Origin of the sequence: Variovorax sp. WS11 (genome assembly GCF_010499245.1) — a bacterium.
Lineage (GTDB): Bacteria > Pseudomonadota > Gammaproteobacteria > Burkholderiales > Burkholderiaceae_C > Variovorax.
The window spans coordinates 1,513,181-1,537,066 of sequence record NZ_JAAGOW010000001.1; the positions used below are offsets into that span (position 1 = coordinate 1,513,181).

Annotated in this window: 18 protein-coding genes and 1 pseudogene; 6 read left to right on the plus strand and 13 right to left on the minus strand. The window is 61.1% G+C overall.

All coding sequences use genetic code 11. From position 1 onward, the window contains the following. Positions 1-38: 38 nt before the first annotated feature. The 6 genes from GXN78_RS07670 to GXN78_RS07695 are packed head-to-tail and all read right to left on the minus strand — an operon-like array spanning position 39 to position 6,468. Positions 39-626: a HupE/UreJ family protein gene (locus GXN78_RS07670; protein WP_106555846.1), complete on the minus strand. Its 588-nt coding sequence runs from the start codon at positions 624-626 to the stop codon at positions 39-41. After that, the gene (gene larB / locus GXN78_RS07675; RefSeq protein WP_106555847.1) at positions 626-1,318 is read right to left on the minus strand and encodes a nickel pincer cofactor biosynthesis protein LarB; all 693 of its coding nucleotides are present in this window, start codon (positions 1,316-1,318) and stop codon (positions 626-628) included. The genes GXN78_RS07670 and larB overlap by 1 nt, the downstream gene beginning before the upstream one ends. Continuing rightward, positions 1,311-2,126, minus strand: coding sequence for an adenine nucleotide alpha hydrolase (locus tag GXN78_RS07680; RefSeq protein WP_106555848.1), 816 nt, complete (start codon positions 2,124-2,126; stop codon positions 1,311-1,313). Before GXN78_RS07680 ends, larB begins: the two co-directional genes overlap by 8 nt. Further along, a complete protein-coding gene (locus GXN78_RS07685) occupies positions 2,116-3,573 on the minus strand; it encodes a LarC family nickel insertion protein (RefSeq protein WP_308812397.1) in 1,458 nt (485 codons plus the stop codon). Before GXN78_RS07685 ends, GXN78_RS07680 begins: the two co-directional genes overlap by 11 nt. Continuing rightward, entirely contained in the window at positions 3,485-4,897 is a 1,413-nt protein-coding gene (locus GXN78_RS07690) for a lactate racemase domain-containing protein (protein WP_204162205.1), read from the minus strand. The genes GXN78_RS07685 and GXN78_RS07690 overlap by 89 nt, the downstream gene beginning before the upstream one ends. Before the next feature lie 17 nt (positions 4,898-4,914). Further along, positions 4,915-6,468: an AMP-binding protein gene (locus GXN78_RS07695; protein ID WP_204162206.1), complete on the minus strand. Its 1,554-nt coding sequence runs from the start codon at positions 6,466-6,468 to the stop codon at positions 4,915-4,917. 38 nt (positions 6,469-6,506) lie between these two features. Here GXN78_RS07695 and GXN78_RS07700 point away from each other — a divergent pair, with 38 nt between their 5' ends. From GXN78_RS07700 to GXN78_RS07710, 3 genes are all read left to right on the plus strand, one after another. Beyond that, a complete protein-coding gene (locus GXN78_RS07700; RefSeq protein ID WP_106555851.1) occupies positions 6,507-7,412 on the plus strand; it encodes a LysR family transcriptional regulator in 906 nt (301 codons plus the stop codon). Positions 7,413-7,766: 354 nt separating this feature from the next. Then, on the plus strand, positions 7,767-8,648 hold the full coding sequence (locus GXN78_RS07705) for a LysR substrate-binding domain-containing protein (protein ID WP_106555852.1): 882 nt from the start codon (positions 7,767-7,769) through the stop codon (positions 8,646-8,648). Positions 8,649-8,805: 157 nt separating this feature from the next. Then, positions 8,806-9,957, plus strand: a complete 1,152-nt coding sequence (locus GXN78_RS07710) for an alpha-hydroxy acid oxidase (protein ID WP_106555853.1) — start codon at positions 8,806-8,808, stop codon at positions 9,955-9,957. Between the two features lie 176 nt (positions 9,958-10,133). Here GXN78_RS07710 and GXN78_RS07715 read toward each other — a convergent pair whose 3' ends face one another. Continuing rightward, complete coding sequence (locus tag GXN78_RS07715) at positions 10,134-11,858, minus strand: sigma-54-dependent Fis family transcriptional regulator (RefSeq protein ID WP_106555854.1); 1,725 nt, start codon at positions 11,856-11,858, stop codon at positions 10,134-10,136. Positions 11,859-12,036: 178 nt separating this feature from the next. After that, complete coding sequence (locus tag GXN78_RS07720) at positions 12,037-12,513, minus strand: hypothetical protein (protein WP_106555855.1); 477 nt, start codon at positions 12,511-12,513, stop codon at positions 12,037-12,039. Between the two features lie 246 nt (positions 12,514-12,759). On the opposite strand from GXN78_RS07720, the pseudogene GXN78_RS41100 reads away from it, so the two are divergent. Both GXN78_RS41100 and GXN78_RS07730 read left to right on the plus strand, forming a co-directional pair. Then, positions 12,760-13,146 (plus strand): annotated as a pseudogene (locus GXN78_RS41100) (formate dehydrogenase); the annotation flags it as partial. Between the two features lie 205 nt (positions 13,147-13,351). Then, positions 13,352-13,705, plus strand: a complete 354-nt coding sequence (locus tag GXN78_RS07730) for a DUF202 domain-containing protein (RefSeq protein WP_106555857.1) — start codon at positions 13,352-13,354, stop codon at positions 13,703-13,705. Positions 13,706-14,204: 499 nt separating this feature from the next. Here GXN78_RS07730 and GXN78_RS07740 read toward each other — a convergent pair whose 3' ends face one another. The 5 genes from GXN78_RS07740 to GXN78_RS07765 all read right to left on the minus strand — a co-directional run bounded on the left by GXN78_RS07740 (position 14,205) and on the right by GXN78_RS07765 (position 20,713). Further along, on the minus strand, positions 14,205-15,074 hold the full coding sequence (locus GXN78_RS07740) for an IclR family transcriptional regulator (protein ID WP_106555858.1): 870 nt from the start codon (positions 15,072-15,074) through the stop codon (positions 14,205-14,207). A gap of 369 nt (positions 15,075-15,443) precedes the next feature. Then, entirely contained in the window at positions 15,444-15,896 is a 453-nt protein-coding gene (locus tag GXN78_RS07745; protein ID WP_106555859.1) for a MaoC family dehydratase, read from the minus strand. A gap of 71 nt (positions 15,897-15,967) precedes the next feature. After that, positions 15,968-17,119 (minus strand): thiolase family protein, encoded by a 1,152-nt coding sequence (locus GXN78_RS07750; protein WP_106555860.1) that lies wholly within the window; start codon positions 17,117-17,119, stop codon positions 15,968-15,970. Between the two features lie 460 nt (positions 17,120-17,579). Beyond that, the gene (locus tag GXN78_RS07760) at positions 17,580-18,746 is read right to left on the minus strand and encodes a thiolase family protein (protein ID WP_106555862.1); all 1,167 of its coding nucleotides are present in this window, start codon (positions 18,744-18,746) and stop codon (positions 17,580-17,582) included. Continuing rightward, positions 18,743-20,713: an acetoacetate--CoA ligase gene (locus GXN78_RS07765; protein ID WP_106555863.1), complete on the minus strand. Its 1,971-nt coding sequence runs from the start codon at positions 20,711-20,713 to the stop codon at positions 18,743-18,745. The genes GXN78_RS07760 and GXN78_RS07765 overlap by 4 nt, the downstream gene beginning before the upstream one ends. A gap of 1,095 nt (positions 20,714-21,808) precedes the next feature. Here GXN78_RS07765 and GXN78_RS07770 point away from each other — a divergent pair. Continuing rightward, a complete protein-coding gene (locus GXN78_RS07770; RefSeq protein ID WP_106555923.1) occupies positions 21,809-23,857 on the plus strand; it encodes a TonB-dependent receptor in 2,049 nt (682 codons plus the stop codon). The last annotated feature ends 29 nt before the right edge of the window (positions 23,858-23,886 follow it).

Genomic DNA, 23,886 nt, shown 5'->3' on the forward strand with positions numbered 1-23,886 from the left:
CACGAATCAGGCACTGCCGCGGGGCACTTCGCCTGGACTTAATAGCTCCTAAGGACCAACAATGCCCCGGTTGCTGCGAGCGGCCAAGCCACGGCGCCTCGTGCGACGCCGAGAACCCGAAGTGCTCGCTGCAGGCCGAAGCCAGCTAGCAGCAGCACACCAGTGGAAAGCGTAAAACCGGCAGCAGTAGCGAAGAACGGCGCTTGGCCCCCTACCTCCATTTGGTGTGCAAACCCGTGGAAAACGGCGAAACCCGCCGCCGTGGCCACGGCGAAACGGGCGCCGGTCATGGCAGGGCGAAGCAGCAATACTCCGATCGTTGCGACAGAGAGTCCCAGCGCAACCTCGACAAGCCACGCAGGTCCCGATCCATTGAGCAATGATCCAGCCACAAGCCCAGCGATGTATGCGCACAACACCGTTGCGCCGGCGCGACCGCCGACGTGTGCTCCAACCATTCCGCACGCTAAAGCTGCAAGCACATGGTCTACGCCCGTCCATGGGTGCATGGCAGCGTGAACGAAACCTTCTATGTCGGCGTGACCGGCGTGCGCCCATGCTGGCACAGCGCCGATGGCCAGCGCCGCGAAAACCAGGAAGCGAATATAGAACTCGGAGCGTTGCATCAATGGGTTCCTCTCAAGACTTGATCTGCTGACGGCCGTGCCGCTTGCAGGATGCGAAGTGCCGCACACGCAGCGCCATAGCCGTTGTCGATGTTGACAACGAGCACGCCCGGCGCGCAGCTCGCCAGCGCGCCATGCAGAGCAGTGCGCCCCCCCGCCGAGACTCCGTAGCCGACCGAAGTCGGGAGTGCGATCACCGCCCCCGGCAGTAGCCCGCCGACCACACTAACCAAAGCGCCCTCCATGCCAGCAGCGACTACGAGCACCGACATTCGGCGCAGCTCGTCAACGCGCGACAGCAAGCGCCAGAGCCCGGCTACACCCACATCGTTCACGGACATCGCGCGGCACCCGTGGTATTCGAGCGTCCGGAGCACCTCGCGTGCGACCGGTAGGTCGGAACTGCCAGCAGTCAGCACGGCGACCGGCACGTCCTTCACAACGATGCAGGAGCCATTGACAATGCCGGTGCGGGACAGAACGTCATAGTCCAATGCGTCCTGGTGCAGCGACGGCAACGCTTCAAACTGCTGAGGTCCAAGCCTCGTGAAGAGTCGAGACGAAGCGCTCTCGACGGCCTCGCCAATCAGCGCTTCAAGTTGCTCGCCGCTCTTGCCCGCAGCGTAGATCGCCTCGTCAAACCCGAGCCGTGCTCGACGGTCCTTGTCGAGCTGGATGCCGTGCTCAATCATCACGCGCCTTCAAGAAGGCACTGCCCGTTCGGTAAGGCTCGAACGTAGGTAGAGTGCCAAGCATCGCTGAATCGGCGAATCGATCCCGTACACGTTGTGCCATGGCGACACGCGCCGCAGGGGAGAGAGCGGCGAGCGCCTCGCCGTCGAGCTCGACTACAACGCCCGCCGCGCGCACTCGGCAGCGAACATCGCGCGCTGAAGTATGCGCCCGAACGATCTGCTCGGCCGCATCGATGCGGTGCAGCATCTGCGTCGAAATGCGCACGCCAGTTTCAACGCGACTCGAAAGGCAAGGTGAGGCCGGCAATTCTGAAATCTCTGCGAGGCCAAGGTGGCGAGCTATCCCGCGCACGCCAGCCTTGCCAATCCCTGCCTCAACAAGCGGATGCCGTACGCCCGATTCTGCCGCCGCTGTGAGTCCGGGCCGAAAATCGCCGAGGTCATCCATATTGGCGCCGGAAACGATCTGGGCCTTCGTGTAGGGCCGGATCGTCCCATAAAGCGCGCGCTTGCAGTGCAGGCAACGATCAACAGGATTGGCGACGTACTTTTCCTGCTGGAGCTCACCCGGGCTGATTACCTGCAGCGACCAGCCTTCGGCTGCAGCAAGAGCGCGCACGCGTTCAGTCGCCGCCTGGGGTACCGCGGCAGAAACTGCATGAAACATCGTGACTCGGGCACGCGCATGTCGGCCCGCAAAGGTCGCCAGCGTCATGCTGTCCACACCGCCGCTGACGGCGACAGCCATAGCGCCGAAGCCGTTCAGAACATCGGACAAGCACGAGATGGCTGCATCAGTTTCCATTGGGATCCTCCAGGGTGTTGGTGATGGGCTCCCCGCAACGACCGAGCGCTTGGCTTTCCGAGAGACGCCTCACGCGATCACGACTTGCATGGCCTCCATCGACGTGCGCCAGGTCGTCCATTTCTGCTTTGGCCGTCTCCATGCCTGGGCGCGAGCAGATCTTGACGCGCACGGGGTCGCCCCCCCTTCTCGCCAACACGCTGGTCCCATTGCGCACGAGCGTGTACCGTCCGACCCTCTGCAATCGGAGGCCAATCGTGGTGGTCTCCAAGAAGCATTCCTCGACCACTGCGTCGACACAACCGTCACGTGTCAACAGCTCGATGCGTGAACCCAGGCGCCCTTTCTTGCCGAAGACGGGCATTTGCACGACCTGTAGTACATCCTTATGTGCGCGAAGCCGGTCCAAACCGACAGCCAGATCCTCGGCGGACTGGTCGTCGACGTCGAAGTCAATGCGGTGGACGAGGTCGTTTGCAACGGGTGCGCCCATGGCGGATACGGCGCTGAAAACGGTGCAGCGCAGCACGTTTGCACGGCCTTCCAATTTGCGGCAACCAAAGCCCAATCCAGTGGCTCCAACGGTCATCGCTTCGCCAACGAAGTCGCCCTCAGTTCCGCGCGTGCTCAGGTGGCGCAGGATCGCGGCGCCCGTAGGCGTGACACGCTCTCCCCCCACACCATCATCGACGACCGGCATGCCACGCAAGAGGTACATAGTCGCGGGCGCAGGTACGGGCATCACGCCGTGCGCAGTGCGAACTGTGCCTCCGCCGAGCGGCAATGCTCCGATCGTCCATTTCGCAGGTCCTACGGCGTCAATAAGGAATGCCGCGGCAACGATATCAATGATGGAATCCCAGGCACCGACTTCGTGGAACTCGACGGCTTCGGGCTCAACGCCATGAACTGCAGCCTCCGCGTTGGCAAGCGCGGCAAAAATGGCAACGGCGTGTTCACGGACGGCTTTTGACAGTGGCGCCTCTCCAATCCAGCGCACTATTGCCGAATGGCGCACATGCCCGGCGCGCTGATACCGATCATCCGCGGCGTGCGAGCCAGCGTGTCCGTCCCGGTGCCCGTGCGTATGCGATACGTGATGCGCGTGGGCGCACGGCTCAGCCACGAGGCTAGGCGCTTCGCTCTGCACAACCTCGAAACGCTGGCCGCTCAGCGAATGATCTGAGTGAGCTACGAACCGTGCCCGTGCCGGCACCGGCAATGACAGCCGCGAGAGGCATTCCAGAAGAGGGAACTGCAACTCCTGAAATGCTCCGGAGACCGCAGCTACGAACATATCGCCTGCGACACCTCCAACGGCGTCGAGGTGAACCCTTGTCGACTGGGGTATCGACATGCTAACCCTGCCCCGCTTCGACTGCGAACTTGAACCGTGGGCGGCTCCAGAATGTGGGGGCGACGACCACTCGTGGCGTTGGACCCACATGCTTGCGCGCAAGCTGCCAGGCCTTCTGGAAATCTGTTACCGGCGTCAGGCTCAGGTCACGGAAGGCGCCCGGGTTGGAGACGCCAGCGAGGTACACGGCGCCCGCCCTCTCTAGCGCGTACTCCATTTCATAGAGGAGCCAGAAAGGATGCAGCGCAGGGTATCCGTAGCCATGTCGATAGGCATGCAGGTATTCCGGTCGAGCAGCGAACTCCGCCTCATGATCCACAAGCGGCCGCATGTTGTGGTAACGGCCGTAGAGATCGACTGCTTCCTGGTAAGACGGAAAGTGCCTAGGATCGATCATGCCGTTGCTTGGCGACAATGCAATGATGACGCCGCCTTCGCGAAGGATCGGAATTCCCGGCGAGAACCGCGGCGGCACCAGGGCACCCACGGTTGCGACCAGCGCGTTGTTGGAGTGGCCATAGGCATAGGTTTGAGCCAAGCCTATGATCAGCACGTCTGCTTGCGGCACATCGCACCTGAAGATCTGCTCTGCGCGCGTCCAAGCGGGTTTGGTAATCTGGTTGGCGTGGCCGGCAAAGACGTCGATGATGCGGCCTTGCGTGCCGGCGATGGCGTTGACGTAGAACACTGGCTTGCCCGTCGCGGTCTCGAGGAAGGCACTCATCTCCGGCTTCATGCCCATGGGCTTGGGCTTCGATTGGCCGGCCCGCGATTCTGCGACATGCTGTGGTATCGAGTTCAAGCTGTGGTGTGACGCAATGCTTCGAGTCGAAGCAAGTCCAATCAAGGCGCCCGTTCCAGTGAAGCCGCGCCAGGGCTGCGCCGCAACGTTGCCCTGATAGATTTGAAGGTCGGCATCAAAGAAGGTCTTGTTGTGCTCGACAACGCGACCGCCTTCCGTAACACCGAAATAGCGCAGGCCCGCCGGATCATCGCAGTCGTGATTGACGATCTGGCCTCGCGGCCAAAAGCGCTCAAAAATCTCCGGACCTAGATGATTCGCGAGTTCAGATCGCGTGTTCTTGCGATGATTGGCGCAAGCATTGATGAAAACGATGTCGCGCTCGTCGACACCGGCAGCTTCGAGCACATCCACGATGCGCGGAAGAATGGTGGTTGCAACGTTCGCTGGTCGCGTGATATCGTCAAAAGCGATTGCCACGCGCATACCTGGGCGCGCCATTTCCGCCAGTGGCGGCAGCCCGCTCGGCTTGGCAAGCGCCTCGCGCACAGCCTGCGCCGGATCGTCCAGGAAAGGCGGGTCATTGAACTCGGCTATGACGGCCGACTCGGGCACTTCGATCGTCAGCTTGCGGTCGCCGTAGTCAACCGATACGCTTTTGGTGGCGTTCACGTCGGGTCCTTTCGCGCTCATTTGGCCTCGATCGCGAATGCATCCCGCACGGCTAAACGCACCACTTTGCCGAGTGCGTTGCGTGGCAGCTCCTGGACAAAGACCACGTGCTCCGGCACCTTGAAATCGCTGAGCTGCGTTCTCAGAAAGGAGACAATCTCCTCGGCAGAGACCGGAGAATCGCAGACTACGGACAGACCAACGACCTCGCCCCAGATCGGATCAGGTAGGCCGACCGCTGCAGCGTGTCGCACCGCGAAATGACGCAGGGCCGCCTCCTCAACCTCAAGCGGCGCTATGTTCTCACCACCGCGCAGAATCATCTCCTTTTTGCGGCCGACGATGGTCACAAAGCCCTCAGCGTCGATGGAGCCCAAGTCCCCTGTAAGAAACCAGCCCGAAGAGAAGGCGCGCCTTGTGTTCTCTTCATCTCTAAAATACCCCCGCGTGAGCGTCGGCCCGCGCAGTGCGATCTCACCATCGATGATGCACAGTTCCTGAGGAGGGAGCACCTTACCGATGGAACCAAATTTTCGGCGACCTACGAGCGGGTTCATTGTGGTCACAGCGGTGCTCTCTGTCAGTCCATATGCCTCTAGGAGCAAGCCGCGGCCGAATCGTTCTTCGAAGCGCTCGGCTAGAGCTACCGGCGTCGGCGCCGATGCCACCATGATGAACTGTAGCCCGCTGGCGCCCATCGCCGGCCCCTTGTCCTGATGCTCCATCAACAGCGCAAGGATGCTCGGGGAGACGCTAGCTGACGTGCAACCGTATCTCAAGCACTCATCCCAGAATCGGGAGGCGCTGAATCGCCGGCGCAATATCACCGTCGCGCCGCTGGCGAGGAACGGGAGATGGCTGAACATCAACGCGTTCGTGTGGAAAAGCGGCATTACGCAGAGAGTGCGGTCAGCACGGGTGATACCGAAGTTCTCCTGAACGATCCTGGTAGCCGACACCACATTGCTATGTGTGAGTAGAACGCCCTTCGGATTGCCGGTAGTGCCGGACGTATAGATGAGCAGCGCGCCATCGTCTGCATCCAGCGGCACATCAGTAGGCGCGTACGACACATCAGCCAGCAGAGGCTCGCCTGATCCGCGTAGCACCAGTAGTTCGGGCTGATGAGACAGCAGCGGGAGCGCGTTCTGCAGAGTCGGAAGAAGCTCGCAGCCGACTACCACGTACCGGCTCGCGGCATGCTGAAGGACGTATGCGATCTCAGGCGGAGCTAGCCGCGTATTGATGGGGTTGGCCACCAGGCCGGCTCTGAAGGCGCCGAAGTACGCGCCAACCAGTAGTGCGTCGTTGCCCACGAAAAAGCTTACCCGGTCGCCGCGCTCCAGTCCTGATGCAAGAAAGTGCCGCGCAAAACGGTTGGCCAGCGCGTCTACCTCGGCGTAGGACCATACTTCTTCCTCAAACACCAGCGCTACGGAACCGCCGAGCGAGTTGTCGAGCAAACCCCCTGCCAATGATGTCTCTTTCATATCTTGCTTGCTCCATTTGCCGGGGAAGTTTAGAAGTGAGATGGGGGCAAGAAAAAACGACATTTCCCGCTGGTATCCCATCGCAAAATCCGATGAGTTGACGACGTCTTCAAAAACTGATGAACATCAAGCAAATTGAGACCTTTGTGCGCGTAGTCGAACTCGGTAGCTTCAGCGCTGCGGCAGAAGCGCTCCACGCTTCACAGTCGACCATCTCGGCTCGGATCAAGGATCTCGAGCGTCACCTCGGGACCGAGCTCTTCGACCGAAGCTTCCGTCGCCCGCAGGTCACCCCAAAGGGGCGCGAACTCTTTGAGCACGCGCAGCATTTGGTGGAATTCACGTCTTCACTGACTCGCACACTACGGGATCCAACGGCGCTTACAGGAGCCGTGCGGCTCGGCGTCGTTGATGTGGTCGCCAGTACTTGGCTGCCGCGAATGGTGCAGAGTCTCAGGGCAAGCCACCCGAACGTGAGCCTTCACCTCGACATTTCCCTCACACGCGTGCTCATGGACCGCCTGCGAAGCGGACATTTAGACCTCGCCGTCGTAACCGGCGCGGTCAGCGACGCATCGTTGCACCAGACGCTACTTGGCCATGACGAATTCGTGTGGATGGCGGCGCCATCGCTGGGCGTGCCAGACGAGACCCTCGGGCCTGCCGAACTGAAGAGGTGGCCAATCCTGATGATGCCGGAGGACTCACATCACTTTCCGGTACTCAAGCAATGGTTCCGCGACGCCGGAACGAGCGTCATCGCGGCTGCCTCGTGCAACACCATGAACGTCCTCGCGGAACTCGCCACGACCGGCCTCGGCGTCACGTTGCTACCGCGCCGCTGCCTTGGCAACCAGATCGCTGAAGGACGTTTAGTCGTGCTGAAAACCACTCCTGCCATGGCGCGCGTGCCGATCTATCTAGTCCATCGCACCGACCGCGTCCCGGTCATGGAGCCAGCGATCGCACACGCTGCGAAGGCAGCCTCCGCCTCCCGAGGCGAATTGGACGGCGATACACGGTAGAGAGGTGCCGCGCGAGAGGGTCTGCGGTGGGTCAATCAGCGGCACATCGGGGCTGGATTCACCACCTAAGCATAGGCGCGCAAGGCCGCAACTCAACATCTGCGAAAATGTCGTGGTCGTCGCCGGGAGTGATCGCGACTTTGCGCGGAGCCACTGACGTGGTGTCGTTGCCGTTCTCAGCCTGTTTTAGGTGGAAGAGCTTGTTGTCCACTCAGCGGGCCGAGCAATCATTACTCGGACAGTTCAGAAAGGAAACCGCAACGGGCGACCGTCGGAACCCAGGCGCGCCTGTAGTCTGCCCAAGGACGAAATGTCAGCTGGCCCGCGCCGCTGCGCGCGGACACAATAGGCGGCATGCCCCGCATTCCCCCAATCCAGTGTTTGCTCGCCTTCGAATCGCTTGCACGCCTGCGCAGCGTCACGCTGGCCGCGCAAGCGTTGAACGTCACACCAAGCGCGGTGAGCCATCGCATCAGGCAGTTGGAGGCTCATCTCGCATGCAAGGTTTTTGTGCGTTCCGACTTCAGCCTTAGCGCCGAAGGTGCCGACTATCTGCCTCGGGTGCAAGAGGCGCTAAAAGGTCTGGCGCAGGTGCCTGGCCGGCGACACCAAGATGCGATGCCGACGCGACTGAGAGTGGCAGTCACGCCGACGTTCTCGCGCCAGCTGCTGCTGCCACGATTGGCACTCTTTCGCCATGAGTTCCCCGAGATCGAGCTGATTTTGCAGGTTGCCATCCCGGGCCGCCAGTCCACTCACGAAGATGCTGACATCGAACTAACCTTTGGAGTCGGCCCGCCTGCTGGCAGTGAATCTACGCACCTTCTGTCCGACGACGTATGTCCGGTCTGCAGCCCTGAATATCTGCACGAGACAGGACCCCTCGATAGTTTCGCAACTCAGGAGGTTGTAGCGCGAGCTCATTTGATCCCCTCTCCCCTTGAACCATGGGGAACTTGGTTTCGAGCTTGCGGGATCCTCCAACCCGAACCTCGTTCCGGTACACAGTTCAACGATCTAGGCTTAGTTCTGGACGCTGCGGTGGCCGGGCTTGGCGTCGCGCTCATGCGACTTAGATTGGGTCAAGCCTGGCTCGACAGCGGCCGGTTGGTCAGACTATCGCGCAAGCGCGTGCGCTCCCCCAACGACTATTTCCTGTGTTGGAAGCCCGGCACGCTGGACCGGTGGGAATGCGCCGCATTTATTGAGTGGCTGCGACGGTCACTTCGCGACTGAAGCCCTGGCCTCGCTAACGCAAGAAGCGCTCTGAGCAACTTTCACGGCGAGTAGAAATCTCTTCACGCTGCACGAGGTCCAGTTGACTACATTGTAGAAACGGGTCCGTCGTATGGCCCATTCAATGTGTTTCCTTCTCGTTGAAACGGCTCATCCAATGCAAACCATCACCTCCGTAGAGGACCTCCGTGCCCTTGCCAAAAAACGAGTTCCGCGCATGTTCTACGACTACGTGGATTCGGGTTCGTGGACAGAGACAACTTACCGCGCAAACACTGATGATTTCAAGTCAATCAAGCTGCGCCAACGTGTCGCGGTGAACATGGACGGGCGGAGAACTGACATCACGATGGTCGGACAAGCGGCAAAAATGCCGGTCGCCATCGCGCCGGTCGGTTTGACTGGCATGCAGTTCGCTGACGGAGAAATTCACGCCGCGCGTGCGGCGGAAAAGTTCGGCATTCCATTCACCCTCTCAACTATGAGCATTTGCTCCATTGAAGACGTTGCGGAAAACACGACTGCCCCCTTCTGGTTCCAGCTTTACATGATGCGCGATCGGCAAGCAATGTCGCGCATGATCGAGCGCGCTCGCGATGCGCGATGCAGCGCCCTTGTTCTTACCCTCGACCTCCAGGTCATCGGCCAGCGCCACAAGGACCTCAAGAATGGTCTGACAGCGCCGCCTCGACCGACCTTAAGGAACATCGTCAACTTGGCGACCAAACCCGCTTGGTGCCTGGGGATGATGAGCACGAAGCGGCGCACCTTTCGCAATCTGGTTGGCCACGTGCAAGGCGTCAGCGATATGCGCTCGCTTTCGGCCTGGACCAATGAGCAGTTTGACCCAACCCTTTCTTGGGCAGATGTCGAGTGGGTCAAGAGGCAGTGGGGCGGCAAGCTGATCCTCAAGGGAATCATGGTTGCTGAGGATGCGCGACTCGCCGTCGAGGTCGGGGCCGATGCGATCGTCGTAAGTAATCACGGCGGTCGGCAACTTGATGGCGCACCATCGAGCATCGAGGCGCTGCCGCCAATCGTTGACGCAGTCTCATCCAGGACCGAGGTATGGGTGGACGGCGGCATACGCAGCGGACAGGACGTACTCAAGGCTTGGGCGCTGGGCGCTCGGGGCACAATGATTGGCCGGGCCATGTCGTACGGCCTTGGGGCCATGGGCGAGGCAGGCGTGGCCTGTGCGTTGCAGCTCATCCAGAAGGAACTTGACATCACGATGGCCTTTTGTGGTCACACAGATATCCGCGATGTAGACAAGCGCATCCTTCTCCCCGGCACCTTTCCCACCTAAGGCTCGCCTACACAACCATTAAGACCTCGGCACTTCCGGAAGCTGTTACTTCCCGCCATGAAGAGACTGACGATCTGAGCAGCGGTTTTCTCTTTCTGCCGGCATGAGTCTGCGCTTCTAAAACCCGAGCACGGCCTGCGTGTGTCGGGCAGCCGACTTGTGAGGAGTGCGACGTGTCAATGCGCCTTGCCGCCTGGGGATGCCGGCAATTTGCCCAGCTTCCGATACAACGTCTTGCGACTGATGCCGAGAGCTCGAGCTGCTTTGGACAGATTGCCATCCGAGGCAGTGACCGCCTTGCGAATCGCCTCAAGTTCGATGCTCGCCAAATTTCCGTCCGTAGGTCCGTGAGTCGCCGGCGAAGAATCCCTGTCAGGCTCCTCCAGTTGCATGAATTCGTCTGGAAGATGCTGAAGAGTAAGCTGAGTCTCCGAGCCGAGAATTGCAAGCGAAATGCGCAGAACCATCTGAAGCTGCCGGATGTTGCCGGGCCAGGGGTGCTTAAGAAGCGCCTGCCACACCTCTGGGTCCAGTTCAATTCTCCGACCGCCGCTCTCTGCGCTGATCATCAAGTTGATTAGCTGAGCGACATCCTGTCTCTGACGCAGTGCGGGTAGCTGAACCCGAAGGCCATTTAGCCGATAGTAAAGATCTTCTCGAAAACGCCCCGCTTCAACTTCGGCGCGCAACGTCCGATGCGTCGCGCACACGAGAGATAAGTCTAGAGGCACGCTTCTCGCGCTGCCTAGTGGAGTGGCCTGCCGCTCCTGAAGGACACGCAACAGGCGCCCCTGCAAAGCCAGCGGCATATCACCTATTTCATCAAGAAAAAGTGTGCCCCCGTTGGCCTGTATGAGTCTCCCTTGATAGCCTTTTTTCTTTGCGCCTGTGAACGCACCTTCTTCGTATCCGAACAGCTCTGACTCGATCAGACCTTCCGGGATCGCTGCGCAGTTGACAGCTACGAAGGGTCCATGCTGACGCGGACCAGAATTGTGGAATGCCGCCGTGAAGACTTCCTTGCCGACTCCAGACTCGCCCTCTATGACAAGCGGAATATCCGAGCCGAGAATCATCGACGCCTTAGAGATTGCGCGTCGCATCAGCGGGTCGCCGAGGTCCAGATCTTTGAGCAGTACATTCACGCCACTGCGACCAGGACGCGCTTGACCCGGCTCTGCCGCCGCCTTCCCAGGTGTGTTCGTTAGAGCAGATGTCGGATGACTGCGTGCGCCGACACTGACGACAAGAGATACCTCACGGCCGTCAGCTAGCAAGATCGGGAAAACTCCGCTGCCTAAGGCCTGTGCTTTGTCAACTATCCGGGGTAGCGGTAAGGCGTTGTCAAACACGTCATTAAAACGCGTATCTGCAAGTTTCTCGGCATCTATGCGAAGGATCGTGCGCGCTGCACTGTTAGAGCCGAGAAGCTTGCCGTCTCTATCGAAAACGGCGATCCCCTGCTTGATCGTCCCGATGTACTCGGCCACTGAATGAAAGTGGATAACGATCTCACTCGACATCTCGTGAACGAGCCTGCGATTCTCGATCATTACAGCAACCGTGCGAATGAACCCGGGCGTATGTGAGTGAGCCGCTGGCGTCGTGCCGTAGGCGGCAAGAACGCCCGCCAGATGACCGGAAGAATTGTAGATCGGCGCAGCCGCGCCGCAGAGGGTGCGGAATTGATGCAAGTAGTGCTCGCCCGTATCTACGGTTACTGATGTGCGTGTGGCAATGCAGGTGCCAACCGCATTCGTTCCCGCCGTTTTTTCCACCCAGCTCGCGCCAGGCACGAAAAAGCGCCCATGCGGTCCTGTCATGAAATCTGCGTCACCCTTCCTGCAGAGGATTACCCCTTCTGCATTGGCAAACAGAACGACGCTACCGGTACCGGCCATCTGCTCGTACGTGTTCTCGACTGATGCCTCCGCATACCTTAAAAGACCCCTGTTGCGCTCAACCGCCGCTTGGAATTCCGTCTGAGACAGAACCCGTGGCGGGCTTGCTACCGCTGGGCTCAAACCTGCGGCGGCAGATCGCTCCCAAGAAGCTCGAACGACTTCCGCGGTAGCTGGATTAGTGTTCGCTCGATGATTTCCCGTGGGCAAACCTTGTCTCCGCTAGTGGGTTTCCATGGTAGCGCATCGCTCGCCACCTTTGACCCACGCTTTCACTAAGGTGGTCGCGGACGAGGAAGGCCGGCACCTGCGGCCAGCGCAAGCAAGACGTGGGTTTGCCGGCCCTCGATGAACCGCCCACCGAGGCGATCACGTAGGTACCGTTGCCGATGATCCGATGATCCGCCGCGCCCGTGCCTGCGGGTTGTCCTGCTTCCAGCGCAGCACGATCTGGCAGCAGGTATTCGCCGGCGGTGGAGCTGGCCGCGATGCGCGGCGGCGCCTGCTGGTCGGTGAAAAACACAGCCTGCAGCTCCGCCGCATCGACCATCAGCGAGACCGAGCCGGCCAGCAGCGTGCGGCCGATGCGCGGGATCAGCTGCGCGCCAAGCGCGGCCTCCAGGTTGGCCAGCGCCTTGCCGGTGGCCGATTGCAAGCGGCCGCGAACACCTCAAGCAGGCGCCGTGAAGCGTGAAGCGTGAAGCGTGAAGCGTGAAGCGTGAAGCGTGAAGCGTGAAGCGTGAAGCGTGAAGCGTGAAGCGTGAAGCGTGAAGCGTGAAGCGTGAAGCGTGAACGATGATCGCTTTTATCAGTCACGATGATCTGAATTACCTGCTTTTTTGATCAGAGTTCAAACCCTATCATGGCTGAACAATATCTCAAAACCCACGGATCCAGCGCCTTGTTCAACTTCCTCTCGCGCGAGCTGATCCACGATCCGTTGGCATCACCCACGCCGACGGCCGACATCGAGGTCAGGACCATCGCCTGCTACGTGTGCGCCTACCGCTGCAGCATCCGCGCGCACCTGCGCGACGGCGAAGTGCGCCACATCGACGGCAACTCGACCCATCCGCTGAACCATGGCGGGATCTGCGCCAAGGGCTCATTCGGCATCATGAACCAGGTGTCGCCGGAGTGGCTCACGCAGCCCATTCTGCGCAAAGCCGGCAGCGAACGCGGCGCCGGCAACTTCGAGCCCATCGGCTGGGAGCGGGCCTTCGACATGCAGGCGGTCACGGGCCAGTTCGACACGCCCAACTACACAGCGCAGGACGGCTTCTGCTCGGAGAAGAGCGCCGCGGCCTTTGCGCTGGCGGCGCTGCTGCTGCACTGGGCCACGAGCGGCACTCGGCGCCGGCCACCGTGCACGCGTTCTCGGTGCGGATGCCCGGCCTCCTGGCCAAACGCTGATTCTTCACCGCGCAGGCGCAGCATCCGCAGAACCTCTACTTCCAGGTTGTGCCCTATAACCGGAAGCCAAGGAATCTGAGATGCGTGAGCCGCAGTGGCGCCGCGAGGGAGAGGAGCCGGACTACAGGTTCTCCTTAGCCAACGAACGTACGTTTCTCGCGTGGATTCGAACTGCGCTCGCGCTGCTTGCAGGTGGCATTCTTCTCGACCAGTTCTCGACAAAACTCGCCCCCCACGTCGTCGTTGTATGTCTCGCCATCGCGCTCAGCCTGCTTGCAGCCCTGCTCTGCGCCATGGCGTACCTGCGGTGGCGCGCGAACGAAATCGCTATGCGACACACGCGCAAGTTGCCTGGCACGATGGCCATTCCGCTGATCTCAATTTGCATTCTTGGCGTCGCCGCGGCGATCGCGTTGCTACTCCTTCGGCAATGAAGGCGCACTGCCAGTGAGCCCTCTTCATCTGGACGATCCGTCTCTGCGGCCACGGGACGCGGGCCTGCAGGCTGAACGTACGGCGCTGGCCTGGAGCCGCACGGGCCTGGCAATCTGGGTCAACGCATTAGTCGCGCTACGCGCGGGCTGGGCGAACGGAAGAGCCCCCATCACAGCCTTGGCTTTCGCACTTCTGATCGCCGCGGGAGTCGCGATCGCATACGGCGTCAGACGTCGGCGCAGGCTCCTGGACGGCAGAAGCCCTTGCCCGCCTTCTGCACTTGCCACGGCCATGGTGGCGATTTTGACAATGGTCGCCTGCGCCACCGCAATCGCCTCAATCTTCCTGCGTTGAACTTTTGAAGTTCGCAGATCAGGCCGGAATCACTGGCTTGGAAGCGGAGCGGAACACACCTGCTCACAGTTAATTGAGTATCGAAAGGCGCTTCGCCTGCTTGCCGAGGCCGCAGCGGGATTAGACGGGATGGAGGAACTCGCCCTACCGCCGCTCTCCGCGCGCGGTCCAGTGCTTAAGAACTTGCAAGCTAGGCGAAGTATTCATGAGCAGTGCAACCGCAGCTTTCGCGCTCGTGATGCTCTCAGCCTCGTCCTTCTGAGGCAGCATTTCTCTTGTCGAAGAGACAATCACGCAACCCATAGGGCGGCTGTGAACGGGCATCATTAATGGCGCTGCGATCGCGACAAAGTCTGGAAAGGCCTCGCCGCGCGCCACTGCATGCCCTTGGCGGAAAACGATTTCAAGTTGCGCACTCAGAATTGCAGGGTCGGTGATGGTGGCTTCAGTGTGCGCTTCGTACGGACCCGTTCCTATCAACAGCTCGCGCTCCGCGGCCGGAAGCCAAGCCAGTAGTAGCTTGCCGGAGGCGGTCCCGTGCAGCGGGGTTCGAAGCCACGTGTCGTAGTAGGGAGAGAGCGGTTCGTTGCCGCGGAAGAAATCGACCACCAAGCGTTCATTACCCACGAAAATAACAAGCGCGCAGGTTTGGCCGGTCCTCTGCACAAGTGATCTCAGCACCGGTTCCGCCTCCCTCCTGAACGTGGTCAATGGATGGAACAACGGCAGCGGAGAAAGCGCGCGAGGGCCCGCGAGATAGCGCTTCTTGGAGTCATCGCGCACAACATACCCGCGCTCGCTCAGCGAATGAAGGAGCCTGAGCGTGGTGCTGGTATCAAGCCCTGTCTGCGCGGCAACTTCGGACAGAGTAAGGCAGTTCTGGGCGGACGTAAGAACATCGACGATCTGCAATCCTCGCGATAACGACCCAACAGCAGCTGTCTCCTCGCCGGCCGCCGCCCTCTTGCCCGAAGGTATCGGTTTTCTTTGGGCCCTCGCACTGTCCTGCTTCATATCTTGAAAGCCTTCTCGATCGGCATGCGGAATCCAGTCCGCAACTGTCGACCAACCGTCGATGTTGCTGTGCTTGGTTGGTCGTCGAGTTATTCTATTCACCTGATCGTTACGGATTCCAACTCGCCCGTGTCGGTTCCGACGCAGGCCAGGACCGCGCCGAGGCGTCTACGGCGACGGTGACGCAACAACGAAGGTGCCACGAGGCCGCTCGGTCGGCCCATGCCGTCGAGCAATGTCGTCAGAATCACGCACTCCCGAGCAGAGGGAGACGTTCCAGGCCGGCGTGACTGCCCGCAGCGCATTCACCGCGCGACCTTGTCACCTCGGCGCCGAATCCTCACTCACGTCCTTCGCGTCGCTGGAGTTTCAGCCCAGGTGCGACGTGAAGAGCAGTCCGGTTCCGGACAGGCAAACGAGCCCGTCCGACCTTGTCACCTTCAGCGCCATCTTGCAGATCGGCTTATCGTCCCGCACCTCAAGAACTTCAACCTCGCCTTCGATGGTTTCGTCAATGCGCACGGGTTTCTGAAAGCGCATCTCGCTGTTGAGGAAAACCGTCCCGGGGCCTGGTACCTCCGTGGCCAGCAGGCCATGAAGAACCGCCTGCATCACGCCGCCGTGTCCGACGCGTTCGCCAAAGATGGATTCCTTGGCGGCCGCCTCGTCGAAGTGCAGTGGATTGAAATCCTGGCTGATCCTGGCCCACGCATCGGTATCCGCCTGGGTTACGGTGTATTTGCGGCGGGCGATAGCACCGACAACGGGTTTGCCGTTGCGGGTTCTTGCCCAGGGGTCGTTCTGTTTTGCTTCCGTGGTCATGATGATCTCCGTATCGACGAGTTGCAGATCGGGCTCGCGGCCCGGGGGTGTGGGTGAACTTAATGAACTTTTTAACTCGCGTGTCCCATGCGCTGGTTCTCGATCAGCAAGGCAATGCCTTGGCCCCCGGCACCGCACAAGGTAGCGATGCCTCGGCGCAACCCACGGCGTCTGAGTTCATGCGCCAGGGTCACAACAAGACGAAAAGCCGTCGCGCTGTTCGGATGTCCCAATGCGATGGCACCCCCGTTCGGGTTGACGATTTCCGCTGGAATGTTCAGGTCGGCCATGCTGGCAAGAACAACACCGGCGAACGCTTCGTTGATCTCCCAGAGGTCGATATCGGAAGCCTTGAGCCCGGCGCGGGCGAGCAGCGCGCGCGACGCCTGTGCTGGCTGCAGGTGCAACGCCCCGTCGCGTCCGGCGGAGTAGCCCCAGTTCACAATTCGCGCCAGCGGCTCGGCTTGAGCCCTCTCGGCGACGTGCATGGAACCCACCAGACCCACAGCGGCTCCATCGGCAATCTGCGATGCGTTGCCCGCGGTGACGCTGCCTTTATCTCTCATCACAGGGTCGAGCGCCGCGAGTTTCGCGAGACTGGACGCTGGGCGTATGCCCTCGTCCCGGTTGAACTCCGACCCCTGGCTGATGATTGGGAAGAGTTCGCCCGTCGCAGTGAAGTCGACCGCGGCAGCCCTTGTCTGCGAGAGGAGCGCCCAGCGATCCTGCGCCTCACGCCCGATTCCCAACTCGGCGTTCGTAAGGTCGGCCAGCGCGGCCATCGAGAGGCCGCTGACAGCGCACGTCAGCGAGTGATCCACGCCGCTTACCGGCTCCGCTCCACGGCCTTGCAGCGTGGGAGCGCCGCTGTTGGAATCTATCCCGCCAACCAGGTACAGACCACCCTCGCCTAGTTCGACGCGCCGCGCGGCGTCCACCACGCAATCGATTCCGGCAGGGCAAGCTGCGTTAAGAGTAGTCGCCGGGATATGGCCGATTCCGCATCGATGCATCATCGCCCGGGCCGGGTTGGCGGTCTGGCCCGCCTGCATCACCATCGCAAGAATGGCACCGTCCGATTGCGTCGTGATGTCATATCGGCGCACCAGCTCTTTGATCGCCATGATGCCAAGATCGAGCCCCGAGTATTCCGACAAGCGGCCATTGAGTCGGCCGAATGGCGTTCTCACCCCTGAAATCAGGTAAGCATGTTCTTTGTTCATATAGCTTCTGCCTTTAGTCGAGCGGGTTCCGGTTCATCGACTAGCCTGAAGAACGGGAGCGTCCAATCTCCCACCTTGGTGAACGCGACGCGACATGTTGCACCGACATAGAGCGGCCGTTCTTCGGCAAGCAATTGGGTCAACATCACAGGCCCCTCCACGAGACGAACCAGTGCGACCACATAGGGGACAGCGTTTCGCCAACCTGGATGTCCGACTTGATGCACGCGCGTGAAGGTCTGAACATGGGCATGCCCGCTTACCACTTCCCAAGCCAGGTTCTTGCCCCAGCAATACGGGCAAATCTCCCGTGGGTAGGAGGCCAGTCGGCGACAAACGCCGCACCTTTGAAGTTCGAGTCGACCGGCAGCGGCGGCGGCCCAGTAAGCCAAAGACGAGGAAGTCGGTGTGGGCGGGGGAACAGCAAGAGTCGCCCAATCGACTGCGTCGGCCTCGTGCTTCATGTGGTGCTCCCAAGTACCAAGGCGACTGCTTCGCTCAAGGTTGCTCCGTTGCCGGTGACGAGGGCGATCCTGGGGTCGGAGATCTGCCGCGTCCCCGCGTCACCTCGGAGTTGGCGGACTGCTTCGATCACATGGCTCATTCCACCAGCCAAGTCGGCTTGCCCGGCGCCGAGTTGACCGCCGTGGGTGTTAAGCGGCACGTCCCCGGTGTGCGAGAAATCGTGGTCGCGCGTCCAGCGCCCGAACTCGCCGGGTCTGCAAACGCCCAGGTCCTCGAGCGTGATGCCCACAACGATGCCATAGCAATCGTAAAGCGACAAAAGGCCTAGATCATTCGCTCGCACGCCAGCTTGCTTGAGGGAATCGGCCATTGCCTGCCGTAGCGGACCCGTGGTGTACTCCGGAGCCTGGCTTAGCGCGCGATGGGTGATGCATTCGCCCGCGCCCAGGAACCGCGCAGATGGCACGCCCATCTTCCGCGCCCGCTCAGGCGAGACGACCACCACTGCCCCGCCGCCAGCTGTGGACATGGTTATGTCGAGCTTGTGAAGTGGCTCACTGACCATCGGCGAGGCAAGCACGTCCTCGATGCTGATGGGATGTCCATAGAAGATCGAATCTGGATTCAGCTGCGCGTTCTGCCTCGCCCTCACGGCGATCTCCGCCATGTCTTCGGCGCTTGTGCCGTATCGATCGACGTGCGCCTGCGCAATCATTGCGTAGGTGATGTTGGCGCCACTGGCCCCAAAGGGCACGTCGAATTCACGAATTGGATTGCGGTTTTTTGCCAACGCTGGTGGTCGAATGTTCCCGAGGACGCAGAGCACTGCCTCACACATACCTGACGCAATGGCGGCCGAGGCGCGCCAGATCATGCCGGCGGCGCTGGCGCCGCCGAGGTCAACCACATTGGCCATGCGCAGCCGCAGCCCCAGGTACTCGGCGACGGTGGCAGGTACGTGCATCGGGGTTTCACCCAGCTGCGGTCCAACCAGCAAACCATCGATCGCCTCTGGCCCAAGGCCTGCATCGAGCAGCGCCAACCTGGAAGCGAGCGCAATCTGCCCCAAGGTTGTTTCGTTGGTAGTGCGCCGCAGCGACTTGATCTCGCCGACTCCAACGATGGATGCATCAGGCGCAGAGCCGCGTCCGGTGCGAGTCATAAAGCGTCGGCCTCCCTGAGATTGGAGAACTGACCCAGGCACTCTGGATTGCAGAGCGCCGTGAATCGACTGATGTCGGCCGATGTCGCGGCGGCCTTCGCTGCTGCCTCAATGGGCTTACCGTTGTGCGTGAGCGGCACCGCATCGACCTGATAGATCGCGTGCGGGACGTGCCTGGGCGAGGCCTTTTTTCGTAGGGCTGCTCGGATTTCCGCAGCCAGTTCCTTGTCCAGATGTCGACCGTCCGAAAGCTTTACGCACAACACGATCTCCTCGGTGTTTTTGACCGGCCTTCCGAAGACCACGGCTGCCTCAACGGCACCGATATCAGCCAGAGGACGGTAGATTTCGGCCGTGCCGATACGGACGCCTCCTGGATTGAGCGTGGTGTCGGAGCGTCCATAGATCACGATCCCTCCAGAGATCGTGAGTTCTGCTAAATCGCCGTGAGTCCACACCTTCGGGAAATGCTCGAAATACGCCGCCCGGTAGCGTGCATTTCCGTTGGCACCCACAAAGGTCAGCGGCATCGAAGGGAACGGCTCGGTACACACCAACTCGCCCTTGCGGCCCACCACAGGGACACCGTGCTCATCGAAGACATTGACCGCCATCCCGAGACACCTGCAGCTCATTTCGCCGGCTCTTACAGAATGGAGCGGTGACCCGCCCACAAAGGCGGACATCAGCTCGGTCCCTCCCGAAATCGGGCTAAACCGCGCCAAAGCGGATACGTTTGAATGTATCCACTCGAATTGCTCGGCACTAACCGGAGCGCCCGCGGCCAGAATCGTGTGAAGGCGCCCCAGCTTGTGACTGTCCTTCGGCGAATAGCCTCCATCTGCCATCGCGGAGATGTAGCTGGGGCTGACGCCCATCACGGTGACGCCTGCCGCCTCGGCGATCCGCCACAGGGTACCGAGGTCGGGTCCGTCTGCGCCATTTGGGATCGCTGCGTCTTCATAGAGCACGATGGCGGTTCCCCGGACCAACGCAAAGGCGAGCCACAGGAACATCATCCACCCGATGTTGCTGTACCAGAACATGACGTCGCCCTCGCCTGCTCCAACATGGAAGGCATGCTCGCTGGTGAGCTTCAACAGCACACCTCCGCCAGAGTGCACCATGGCTTTCGGCTTTCCGGTCGTGCCGGAGGTGTACATGATGAGGGCCGGACTATTGAATGCGAAACGCTTCCACTCGAAATGCCCAGCTCGCTCAGCGACCGTGCAATACCGTAGGTGCTCCACGTTGCACCCGTCCGAAGCCTTTAGTTGGACATCGGTATCGCGACCCACCACTACAACGGCCTGGAGGGTCTGCAACGCTGCGACGAGCCTGTCCGCTACCTCTTTGAATTCAAACTTCTTTCCGTTATAGAAGTACTCATAGCACACGAAGAGAATCTTGGGTTCGACTTGCCCGATGCGGTCCAGGATCGCGTCGCCCGACAACTCTGATGCGCACGCCGTCCAGACAGCCCCCACGGCAGTGCAAGCCAGGAAAGACACGACGGCTTCGACGCGGTTGGGCAGAACCGCGGCTACCACGTCTCCAGGCCCCACTCCGCTGCTGCGAAGCCACTCGGCAACCGACTCAACATGCTGACGTAGCTCAGCGAATGTCCAGCTGCGACGCACACCCTCGACCCCGGCTTCGATAACTGCCACGCGCCCGCCTGGCGATGCGAGCAGGTTCTCCGCGACGTTGACCTCCCCGTCGTCAAAAAAGCGCACCGTCGCCATGTCTTCAGCGCTAGTCAAGCCGCCCTTGCCTGTCGAGCCTTGCAGCCCAGCGTATTTCCAAACCTCCGACCAGTACTCGGCTGGACGCGATACCGACCAACTCCAAAGCGCGTCGTATTCGTCGATGCCGAACCCTTGGCGTTTTGCGAATTGGCCAAGCGCACTGTTGCGAGCTTCAGCCGGGTGGGGGCTCCAGATCTGGCGGGGACGTACTTGGGACATGTGATCTCAGTAAGTTGGGAAGACAGTTCGGCGCTTGACGCCGGCAGATTTGATGTGTCGAAATGATATATTTATGTCAGTATTAGGCAATTGTTTGACGATAAGTAAAAACCCTCAAGATGTTAGAAGACGTGCGGTCGAACTTGGAACAGCGCGGTGGCTTGCGCGAGCCTCAACCAAACGCACCGCCCCTCAGGCCGCCCGCAACTCCCGAAGACCCCAGTTCGGACCGCCAACTCGTAGGGCGAGGCCCCGCAAGACCCACACGGGAGCACGCTGCAAGTTCAGCTACCAATCGCATTCGAACCATTGACCCTCGCGCCGGCGCAACACTACTCAGTCAATGCGGCGATCGAACGAATTGGTTCGACTATCACGGTCGCGTGCCCAGGTTCCACGGGCATTGAGGAAGACAAAGTACCCAGAAGCTCATGCCAGAACTCGTCAAGACTGGGGTGCGATACACGGTCACTCAACCGTGGCGCGCAAGCTGATCGCAAACTGCGTGCCGCTGCGGCTTGTGCTCTAACGTCGGATCGACAGTTCAACACTCCATGCAATCAAGCCGCGATCTTTAAGTGAGCCTGTTTCCAAATGCCACACATTAGGCGCGACAGGTGTTTCCATGTGACGCGGTTCCTCGAATCTGCGTTTTCTTGTCTCACCTCATGGGGCTTTCCAGTTCAAGGGGCGCGAATCGGCAATCGCCATGTCGGCTTCGTATGCTGGCCTCAAAGCTAGAGCCTGAAGCTAATAGACCGGGTTCCCGTGGAACCGAGCCGAGCTCTGCTCGGCTTTGCTAGTACGCCTTTAAATTCGTTCTGCCTAATACATGCGCAGAGCAATCGACGACGAGCCGCGCGGTCTGCGTCGACCACTACGTCGCTTGCATACTGTTTGTTCAGTGCCTCAAGCAGCTGGTTCGGAATTTGCATGCATTGCTGTCGCAGGTCGAGGCCCGCGCGCCGCAGCCTCCAAACATCCAAAGCGAATTTGTTCGGGTCAGATGCACACACCCTACTCAGGACGCCTCAGAACTTCCGTGACATAGCAACGACCGTGTGCGTCATCCTTCCAAGCTGCCCTGGGTTGTTCATGACAGCCGTGCTCGCCGGCGCTCCCGCCTGGGCGCAGGACGGGCACCTTCCCGAGGTGGAGATTCAGGGCCCGCGTGACGCGACCATCGGTTCGGCCGACAGCGCCAGCGAAGGTGCGGCGGAGAAGGAATCGTTTCAGGGTCGCCCCAAGCTGCGGCCGGGCGACATCGTCGAAGCCGTGCCCGGCGTCGTTGCGACGCAGCATTCGGGCGACGGCAAGGCCAACCAGTACTTCCTGCGCGGATTCAATCTCGACCACGGCACCGATTTCGCTGTCACGGTCGACGGCATGCCGGTCAACATGCCCACGCACGGGCACGGCCAGGGCTTCGCCGACCTGAACTTCCTGATTCCCGATCTCGTGTCCGGCGTGCGCTATCGCAAGGGGCCGTACTTCGCGGATGGCGGCGACTTTTCGCTGGCGGGCAGCGCATCGCTTGACTACGTGAGTGCACTGGACGCACCTTTCGCTGAAGTCATGCTCGGGGCGAACAACTTTCGCCGCCTGGTAGCGGCCGGCTCGCGCACGGTGCAGGACCGGACTTGGCTGGGAGCCGTCGAGCTGGAAGGCAACAACGGTCCCTGGAACACGCCCGAACGTCTTCGCAAGGCCAACTTGGTTCTGCGCTATTGGCAGGGATCGCCCGTGCGCGGCATCAGCATCACCGGTATGGCATACCAGAGCCGATGGAACTCGACTGACCAGATTCCCGAGCGCCTGGTCGACAGCGGCGAGCTCTCGCGCTTCGGCTCTCTCAACACCACCGACGGCGGGAGGACGCGGCGGATCAGCCTATCGGGCAAGTGGTTCGACAACAGCCCGGAAGGCCAGACACAGATCAGCGCCTACGCCATCGACTACCGCTTCGACCTGTTCTCCGATTTCACATACTTCCTAAACAACCCCGAGCAGGGCGACCAGTTCGAGCAGACCGACCGCCGCCGCGTCTTCGGCGCGCAGGCCTCGCACAGCCGGCCCAACAGGATCGTTGGACTCGACGGTACCCTGAGCTTCGGTGGGCAATGGCGCGGTGACCGAATCACCGAGGTCGGGCTCTACAACACCGTGGCGCGCGAGCGCATTTCCACGGTACGCAACGACAAAGTCTCGCAGGACCTGTTCTCGGTCTATGCGCAGCAACTGCTGAACTTCAGCGAGCGCTGGCGCGGCTATGTGGGCCTGCGCGGTGACATGCTGCGTTACGAAGTCAACGGGCGCGAGCCGATTTATGGCCCCCTAAACAGTGGCAGCGGCCACGATTCGCTCGCCAGCCCGAAGGCCGGGCTGGCTTTTACGCTCACGCCGGCGCATGAGTTGTACCTGAATGCCGGCGTGGGCTTTCACAGCAACGACGTGCGAGGCGCCACCATCAACGTCGATCCGCAAAGCGGCCTGCCTGCGGATCGCGTGCCTGCGCTGGCGAAGGGGCGTGGTGCCGAGATCGGGTGGCGTTTTCAACCCGACGAGAGCTTTACGTTCACCGCAGCGCTGTGGCAGCTCAGGCTCAACTCGGAGCTGATGTACGTCGGAGATGCGGGCAGCACCGAGCCCGGCCGGGCCAGCAGCCGCAGAGGCCTGGAAGCGACCATGCGCTGGAAAGTCGATTCGCACTGGCGGCTGGAGGCCGATGCCGCGCTCTCTCGCGCACGCCTTCGCGGCCGGGCGCCCGAGGGCGAAGGCAACTACGTCGACAACGCGGTGGAACGGGTTTTCGCTGCCGGCGTCACCTATACCGACGGACCGCTCACAACGTCGCTGCGCCTGCGCTACATGGGCCCGCGCGCGCTCGACACGCTCGACACCGTGCGGTCACGCTCGACCACCCTGCTGAATTTCGGTGTCCGGTATGCGATCAACAAGCATTTGACGCTGGGCCTCGACGTGTTCAACCTGGCGGGCAGAAATGGCAACGACATCGAGTACTTCTATGCTTCGTGCACCGCGGGGGAGGTGGCGCGCGGTGACTGCGGCGGCAGCATCGATGGCAGGCACATCCATCCGATGGAGCCACGCAGCGCGCGTGTTAGTGCACGGTGGACCTTCTGAAGGAAGCCAGACTTTTCAGGCGCACTCAC

Excerpts from the sequence above, each read along its gene's own strand:
- GXN78_RS07770 (WP_106555923.1), top strand. The coding sequence starts at position 21,809 with ATGACAGCCGTGCTCGCCGGCGCTCCCGCCTGGGCGCAGGACGGGCAC.
- GXN78_RS07760 (WP_106555862.1), bottom strand. The coding sequence starts at position 18,746 with ATGACTCGCACCGGACGCGGCTCTGCGCCTGATGCATCCATCGTTGGA.
- GXN78_RS07745 (WP_106555859.1), bottom strand. The coding sequence starts at position 15,896 with ATGACCACGGAAGCAAAACAGAACGACCCCTGGGCAAGAACCCGCAAC.
- GXN78_RS07670 (WP_106555846.1), bottom strand. The coding sequence starts at position 626 with ATGCAACGCTCCGAGTTCTATATTCGCTTCCTGGTTTTCGCGGCGCTG.
- GXN78_RS07680 (WP_106555848.1), bottom strand. The coding sequence starts at position 2,126 with ATGGAAACTGATGCAGCCATCTCGTGCTTGTCCGATGTTCTGAACGGC.
- GXN78_RS07740 (WP_106555858.1), bottom strand. The coding sequence starts at position 15,074 with ATGAAGCAGGACAGTGCGAGGGCCCAAAGAAAACCGATACCTTCGGGC.
- larB (WP_106555847.1), bottom strand. The coding sequence starts at position 1,318 with ATGATTGAGCACGGCATCCAGCTCGACAAGGACCGTCGAGCACGGCTC.
- GXN78_RS07695 (WP_204162206.1), bottom strand. The coding sequence starts at position 6,468 with ATGGGATACCAGCGGGAAATGTCGTTTTTTCTTGCCCCCATCTCACTT.
- GXN78_RS07700 (WP_106555851.1), top strand. The coding sequence starts at position 6,507 with ATGAACATCAAGCAAATTGAGACCTTTGTGCGCGTAGTCGAACTCGGT.
- GXN78_RS07715 (WP_106555854.1), bottom strand. The coding sequence starts at position 11,858 with ATGGCCGGTACCGGTAGCGTCGTTCTGTTTGCCAATGCAGAAGGGGTA.
- GXN78_RS07685 (WP_308812397.1), bottom strand. The coding sequence starts at position 3,573 with ATGTGGGTCCAACGCCACGAGTGGTCGTCGCCCCCACATTCTGGAGCC.
- GXN78_RS07705 (WP_106555852.1), top strand. The coding sequence starts at position 7,767 with ATGCCCCGCATTCCCCCAATCCAGTGTTTGCTCGCCTTCGAATCGCTT.
- GXN78_RS07750 (WP_106555860.1), bottom strand. The coding sequence starts at position 17,119 with ATGAACAAAGAACATGCTTACCTGATTTCAGGGGTGAGAACGCCATTC.
- GXN78_RS07710 (WP_106555853.1), top strand. The coding sequence starts at position 8,806 with ATGCAAACCATCACCTCCGTAGAGGACCTCCGTGCCCTTGCCAAAAAA.
- GXN78_RS07730 (WP_106555857.1), top strand. The coding sequence starts at position 13,352 with ATGCGTGAGCCGCAGTGGCGCCGCGAGGGAGAGGAGCCGGACTACAGG.
- GXN78_RS07765 (WP_106555863.1), bottom strand. The coding sequence starts at position 20,713 with ATGTCCCAAGTACGTCCCCGCCAGATCTGGAGCCCCCACCCGGCTGAA.